Consider the following 6,997-nt stretch of genomic DNA (forward strand, 5'->3'; position numbering starts at 1 on the left):
CCGGCATCCCGCAATGTTGAAATCGACTCCAACCGGACGTGACATGACGCGACTCCCCAATCGCCGCCTGCTGGCCCTCGCACTCGTTGCCGGTTTCGGCGCGCCCGCCCTGGCGCAGGCAGCCGAGCCCTTCACCGTCAGCGACATCCGCGTGGATGGTCTGCAGCGCATCACCTCCGGTACCGTGTTCACCTACCTGCCGGTGGAACGTGGCGACACCATCACCGACAACAAGGTCGGTGAAACCATCCGTGCGCTGTACAAGACCGGCTTCTTCGAAGACGTCCAGCTCAACCGCCAGGGCGACATCCTCGTGGTCACGGTCAAGGAACGCCCGGCGATCAACAAGTTGACCGTCACCGGCAACAAGGACATCAAGAGCGACCAGCTGCTCAAGGGCCTGAGCGACATCGGCCTGACCGAGGGCGGCACCTTCGACCGCCTGAGCCTGGACCGCGTGACCCAGGAACTGCGCCGCCAGTACAACGACCGTGGCAAGTACAACGTGGACATCACCCCGACGGTGAGCCCGCTGGACCGCAACCGCGTGGACATCGCCATCGCGATCAAGGAAGGCAAGGCCGCCAAGATCCAGCACGTCAATCTGGTCGGCACCGAGAAGTTCCCGGCCAAGGACATCCTGGAAACCTGGGAATCCAAGGAGCACAACTGGGCCTCGTGGTACCGCCGCGATGACCAGTACTCCAAGGAAAAGCTGTCCGGCGACCTGGAAAAGCTCAACGGCTGGTACCTGGACCGCGGCTACGTGGATTTCAGCATCGATTCCACCCAGGTCTCGATCAGCCCGGACAAGCGCGACATGTTCATCACCGCCGGCGTGACCGAGGGTGAGCAGTACAAGATCTCCGAGATCAAGGTCACCGGCGACACCATCCTGCCGCAGGAAGATGTCGAGCGCATGGTGATCCAGAAGTCCGGCGACACGTTCTCGCGTGCGCTGCTGGAATTCAGCTCGGACCAGATCACCAATTCGCTGTCCAACATCGGCTACGCGTTCGCCAAGGTGAACCCGATCCCGACCAGCAACCGTGCCGACCGCACGGTGGCCATCAACATGCAGGTCGTTCCCGGCCCGCGCGTGTCGGTGCGCCGCATCACCTTCAAGGGCAACACCCGCACCTCCGACGAAGTGCTGCGTCGTGAAATGCGCCAGTTCGAGAACAGCTGGTACTCCCAGGCTGCGATCGACCGCTCCAAGATCCGCCTGCAGCGCCTGGGCTACTTCGAATCGGTGGACGTGGAAACGCCGCCGGTCACCGGCAGCAACGACCAGGTCGACGTGGTCTACAACGTCAAGGAAACCACCTCGGGCAGCTTCGTGTTCGGCCTGGGCTATTCCCAGTCCTACGGCATGACCACCTCGGTGCAGCTGTCGCAGAACAACTTCCTCGGCGGCGGCAACCGCGTGTCGGTCGAGGCCTCGCGCAGCAGCTACCTGCAGCGCTACGGCTTCAGCTACACCAACCCGTACTTCACCGATGACGGCGTCTCGCTGGGCTACAACCTGTCCTGGCGCGAACTGGATTACTCCGACTTCAACACCGCGCAGTACAACAGCACCAACGGTGCCGCGCAGGTGGTGTTCGGCGTGCCGATCACCGAGAACGACACCGTCTCGCTGATGGTGGGCATCGACAGCAACCAGATCACCACCTACCAGGGCTCGACCCCGCAGGCGATCATCGATTACATCGACGCCATCGGCCAGCGCACGTTCCATTCCTGGCGCACCGAGCTGGGCTGGGCGCGCGATACCCGCAACGACTACTTCATGCCGACCCGCGGTACCTACCAGCGCGTGGGCCTGGAAACCACGCTGCCGGGCTCGACCGTCGAGTACTACAAGCTGAACTACCAGTTCTCCAAGTACTGGCCGATCATCCCGCAGCTGGTCATCAACACCCGCGCCGAAGTCGGCTACGGCGACAGCTACGGCAATGACACCACCCGCGTGATCACCAACCCGGATGGCAGCACCCGCGTGGTGACCGCCTCGGGCCTGCCGTTCTACGAGAACTTCTACGCCGGTGGTACCAACTCGGTGCGCGGCTTCGAGGACAACACCCTCGGCCCGCGTTCGGAACCGACCCTGAGCTACAACCGCGGCCAGCCGCTGGGTGGCTCGCTGAAGACCGTCGGTTCGGTCGAAGCCTACTTCCCGCGCCTGTTCGACAGCCCCTCGGCCCGCATCTCGGCCTTCGTGGACTTCGGCAACGTCTACAACGGCGTGGACAACTTCAAGGCCAACGAACTGCGCGTTTCCACCGGTGTGGCCCTGCTGTGGCGCGCCCCGGTCGGCCCGATCTCGATCAGCTACGCCTTCCCGCTCAAGAAGGAAGACGGCGACGAAGTCGAGCGTCTGCAATTCACGTTCGGCGGTCAGTTCTGACCGCCTAACGTGAATTGCCCAAGGTTTGTGCAGCAAACCTTGGGGTCCAACGGTTCCTCCTATCCCCCGCGCCGTCGGCGCGGCCCCCTTGACAGAAGGGTGCCTCTCCACCAGACGCGGTACGCATTCGCCGGGCTTTGCCCGGCGTTTTCGTTTGGGCGCTGGGAGCGATCATGGCGCCGTGCCGATCGGGGTTCGAACCAATCATGGGTCGGCGCCGCTTTGGGTTGGGATTGATCGTTCGATGCCGCTTTGGGGTGGCACTGGTCGTTCGATGCCGCTCTGGGTAGGTGCCGACCGTTGGTCGGCACGAACGTCCGGGATCAATGCGAGCCGGCCAGCGGCCGGCACTACCCTGCCGCGCGCGGGTTGAACCATCGGGGTCCGTGGTGGCTGCCCGCCACGGCGCCGCGCGATCGCCCCGGATGCGCCGGGCCGCAACAAACCGCCCAACACACCCCAGAACCCCCGCCCCGCATGACCGTTTCGGCATCACACGGTAAACTCCCCCGGTGAACACTCCTACCTATACCGCCCAGCAACTCGCCGAGCAGTTTGGCCTGCAGGTCCATGGTGATGGCAGCACTGCCATCCATGGCGTGGCTACGCTCGCCCATGCCGGCCCCGGCCAGCTCACCTTCCTGGCCAACCCGCGCTACCGCGCGCAGCTGGCCGACAGCCAGGCCGCCATCGTCGTGCTGCGTGCCGAGGATGCCGAGGCCGCGCCCGGCGCCGCCCTGGTCGCCAAGGACCCGTACACCACCTTCGCCAAGATCGCCGCGCTGTTCGACATCGCACCGCCGCGCGCGCCGGGCATCCACCCCAGCGCCTGCATCGATCCGGACGCCCAGGTCGCCGCCAGCGCCCACATCGGCCCGTTCGTCACCATCGGTGCCCGCAGCGTGGTCGGTGAGAACTGCATCGTCGGCCCCGGCAGCGTGATCGGCGAAGACTGCACCCTGGAGACCGGCTGCGAACTGATCGCCCGCGTGACCCTGGTCACCCGCGTGAAGCTCGGCAAGCGCGTGCGCATCCATCCCGGCGCCGTGCTCGGTGCCGACGGCTTCGGCCTGGCCATGGATGCCGGCCACTGGATCAAGGTGCCCCAGCTGGGTGGCGTACGCATCGGCGACGACTGCGAGATCGGCGCCAACACCTGCGTCGACCGCGGAGCGCTGGAAGACACCGTGCTGGAAAACGACGTGCGCCTGGACAACCTCGTCCAGATCGCCCACAACGTCCAGATCGGCGCCCACTCGGCCATCGCCGGCTGCACCGGCATCGCCGGCAGCGCCAAGATCGGCCGTTACTGCCTGCTGGGCGGCGCCGTCGGCGTCGTCGGTCACCTCGAAATCTGCGACAAGGTCGTCATCACCGGCAAATCGGTGGTGCGCAACTCCATTCATGAGCCGGGCGAGTACTCCTCCGGCACCCCACTGACCGACAACCGCACGTGGCGCAAGAATGCCGCGCGCTTCAAGCAGCTCGATGCGCTCGCCCGGCGCATCCTGTCTGTGAGCAAGGAGAAGGAATGAGCAACAACCAGAATCTGCCGGACATCAACCAGATCCAGCAGTTGATCCCGCACCGCTATCCGTTCCTGCTGGTGGACAAGGTGATCTCGCTCGATTTCGAGAACCGGAAGATCGTCGCCACCAAGAACGTCAGCATCAACGAGCCGTTCTTCCAGGGCCACTTCCCGGGCCAGCCGATCATGCCCGGCGTGCTGATCATCGAAGCCATGGCCCAGGCCGGCGGCGTGCTCACCCAGCTCACCCTTGGCCGCGATGCGCAGTCCAAGCTGTTCTACATGGTCAAGGTGGACAAGGCCCGTTTCAGCAAGCAGGTCGTGCCCGGCGATGTGCTGGAAATGCACGTGGAGATCAAGCGCGTGATCCGCAACATGGCGGTGTACGACTGCGTGGCCAAGGTCGATGGCGAGATCGTCGCCTGCGCCGAAGTGCTGTGCGCCGGCACCCGCGAATGATCCTGGCAGGAGAACTGCAATGAGTGACAACGCCCCTCTCATCCACCCCACCGCGGTCATCGACCCGTCGGCGACGCTGGCTGCGGATGTGCGCGTGGGTGCGTTCTGCCTGATCGGTGCGGACGTGGAGATCGGTGCCGGTACCGAGATCGGTCCGCACTGCTCGATCCATGGCCCGACCCGGATCGGCCGCAATAACCGCTTCATCGGCCATGCCGCGATCGGTGGCGAGCCGCAGGACAAGAAGTACAAAGGCGAGCGCACCGAACTGGTGATCGGCGATGACAACGTCATCCGCGAATTCGTCACCATCAACCGTGGCACCGCCGGTGGCGGCGGCATCACCACGGTCGGCAACGACAACTGGATGCTGGCCTATACCCACGTGGCGCATGACTGCCACGTCGGCAACCACTGCGTGTTCTCCAACAACACCACGCTGGCCGGCCACGTCACCGTGGGCGACTACGTGATCATCAGCGGCTTCGCCGGTGCCCACCAGTTCTGCCGCATCGGCGCCCACGCCTTCCTCGGCATGGGTGCGCTGACCAACGGCGACGTGCCGCCCTTCACCATGGTCGGCAGCGACAGCCTGGGCCGCCCGCGCGGCATCAACAGCGAAGGCCTCAAGCGCCGTGGCTTCGACGCCGAACGCATCGCCAGCATCAAGCGCGCCTACCGCACGCTGTACGTGGCCGGCCTGCCGCTGGCCGAAGCCAAGGTGCAGCTGGCCGAACAGGCCAGCCACAGCGCCGATGTGAAGGATCTGCTGGACTTCATCGAAAGCGCCGAGCGGCCCCTGCTGCGATGACGGGTCCAGGCGGGCACACCCCGGGCATCACGACCGCCGAGATCGTTCCGCTCGCTGCGCTGGCGACCAGCGTCGAACAGACGCTGGCCGTGCGCACCTCCGACCGCCCGGTGCGGATCGCCCTGGTGGCCGGCGAAGCCTCCGGCGACCTGCTCGGTGCCGGCCTGGTCCGCGAGCTGCGCCTGCGCTTCCCGAACGCCGAGTTCGCCGGCATCGGCGGCGATGCCATGCGCAGCGCCGGCTGCCAGACCTGGTTCGATGCCAGCGAACTGGCGGTGATGGGGCTGACCGAAATCCTGCGCCACCTGCCGCGTCTGCTCAAACTGCGCGGCGAGTTCCGCGCGCGTGCGCTGGAGTGGCAGCCGGACGTGTTCATCGGCATCGACGCACCGGACTTCAACCTCGGCGTCGAGCGCTGGCTGAAGGACCGCGGCATCCGCACCGTTCATTACGTCAGCCCTTCCGTCTGGGCCTGGCGTGAGAAGCGTGCCGAGAAGATTGGGGCCAGCGCCGACCTGGTGCTGTGCCTGTTCCCGATGGAACCGCCGATCTACGCCAAGCACGGCATCGACGCCCGTTTCGTGGGCCACCCGATGGCCGATGACATCCCGCTGCACAATGATCGCGAACAGGCGCGTGCCGAGCTCGGCCTGCCCTCCAATGCCAAAGTGCTGGCGGTCCTGCCGGGCAGCCGCCTGGGCGAGATCGGCAAGCTTGGCGAGCCGTTCTTTGAAGCCGCCTGGCAGGTCTCCGAACGCATTCCGGGCCTGCACGTGGTGGTGCCGGCGGCCAACGCCGCCTGCCGCCAGCTAATCAGCGAGCAGCTCTCCGCCTCGGCCCTGCCGGTCGCCCATTCGCACCTGCTCGACGGCAACGCGCGCACCGCGATGATCGCCGCCGACGTGGTCGTGCTCGCGTCCGGTACCGCCACCCTAGAGACGATGCTGGTCAAGCGCCCGATGGTGGTCGGCTACCGCGTGGCCGAACTCACCTACCGCATCGTCAAAGCGCTGGGCCTGCTCAAGGTCGACCGCTTCGCCCTGCCCAACATCCTGGCCGGCAAGGACCTTGCCCCGGAACTGATGCAGCACGACTGCACGCCGGACAAACTGGCCGCCGCAATCCTGCAGTGGTTCGACCACCCCCAGCGCGTGATCGACCTGCACGACACCTACGAACGCCTGCACCTGCAACTGCGCCGCGATGCCTCCGCACGCGCCGCCGACGCGGTGACCGACCTGCTCGAACGCGGTCCCAACGGCGGTCGCGCCGCATGAGCCGTCGCCACGCCGCTGCCGCCTCGCTGGCCCTGTTCGACGGCGCCGCCCTTGCCACCGTGGCCCCGCGCTACGTGGCCGGCGTGGATGAAGCCGGCCGCGGCCCCCTGGCCGGCCCGGTCGCCGTCGCCGCCGTCGTGTTCTGCCCCGACCGCCCACGCCTGAACGGCCTGGACGACTCCAAGCAGCTCACCGCTGCCCGCCGCGACCAGCTCTACGACAAGATCTTGGACCGCGCCCTGGCCTGGCACGTGGTGATGGTGGACGTCAGCGAAATCGACACGCTCAACATCTACCAGGCCACGATGCTCGGCATGCGCCGCGCCGTCGAAGGCGTCGCCCACGTCGCCCAGTTCGCCCGCATCGACGGCAACGTCGTCCCCAAGGGCCTGCCCTGCCCGGCCCAGGCCTTGATCGGCGGCGATGCCCTGGACCGCGCCATCATGGCCGCCTCGATCCTGGCCAAAGTCAGCCGCGACCGCTTCATGCAGCGCTTGCACGACGCCCATCCC

5 protein-coding genes and 1 pseudogene are annotated in these 6,997 nt (G+C 66.4%); all 6 read left to right on the forward strand.

What is annotated here, in order from left to right; genetic code table 11:
- The first annotated feature begins 43 nt into the window (after positions 1-43).
- Complete coding sequence (bamA, locus tag ORK51_RS15515; protein WP_070426936.1) at positions 44-2,410, forward strand: outer membrane protein assembly factor BamA; 2,367 nt, start codon at positions 44-46, stop codon at positions 2,408-2,410.
- Between the two features lie 512 nt (positions 2,411-2,922).
- Entirely contained in the window at positions 2,923-3,945 is a 1,023-nt protein-coding gene (gene lpxD / locus ORK51_RS15520) for a UDP-3-O-(3-hydroxymyristoyl)glucosamine N-acyltransferase (RefSeq protein ID WP_046272048.1), read from the forward strand.
- Complete coding sequence (gene fabZ / locus ORK51_RS15525; RefSeq protein ID WP_019184406.1) at positions 3,942-4,397, forward strand: 3-hydroxyacyl-ACP dehydratase FabZ; 456 nt, start codon at positions 3,942-3,944, stop codon at positions 4,395-4,397. Before lpxD ends, fabZ begins: the two co-directional genes overlap by 4 nt.
- 19 nt (positions 4,398-4,416) lie before the next feature.
- Positions 4,417-5,208 (forward strand): acyl-ACP--UDP-N-acetylglucosamine O-acyltransferase, encoded by a 792-nt coding sequence (gene lpxA / locus ORK51_RS15530; RefSeq protein WP_046272049.1) that lies wholly within the window; start codon positions 4,417-4,419, stop codon positions 5,206-5,208.
- A 104-nt stretch (positions 5,209-5,312) separates the two neighbouring features.
- Positions 5,313-6,485 (forward strand): annotated as a pseudogene (gene lpxB / locus ORK51_RS15535) (lipid-A-disaccharide synthase); the annotation flags it as partial.
- Positions 6,482-6,997 (forward strand): ribonuclease HII (gene rnhB, locus ORK51_RS15540; RefSeq protein WP_266085652.1); only part of this gene is annotated, 516 nt, incomplete at its 3' end. The pseudogene lpxB and the gene rnhB, both read left to right, overlap by 4 nt.

Source organism: Stenotrophomonas sp. RIT-551, from assembly GCF_026241915.1.
Classification (GTDB): domain Bacteria; phylum Pseudomonadota; class Gammaproteobacteria; order Xanthomonadales; family Xanthomonadaceae; genus Stenotrophomonas; species Stenotrophomonas bentonitica_A.

Bases quoted from the DNA above. Each gene is read 5' to 3' on its own strand.
- bamA (WP_070426936.1), top strand. From the start codon at position 44: ATGACGCGACTCCCCAATCGCCGCCTGCTGGCCCTCGCACTCGTTGCC.
- fabZ (WP_019184406.1), top strand. From the start codon at position 3,942: ATGAGCAACAACCAGAATCTGCCGGACATCAACCAGATCCAGCAGTTG.
- lpxA (WP_046272049.1), top strand. From the start codon at position 4,417: ATGAGTGACAACGCCCCTCTCATCCACCCCACCGCGGTCATCGACCCG.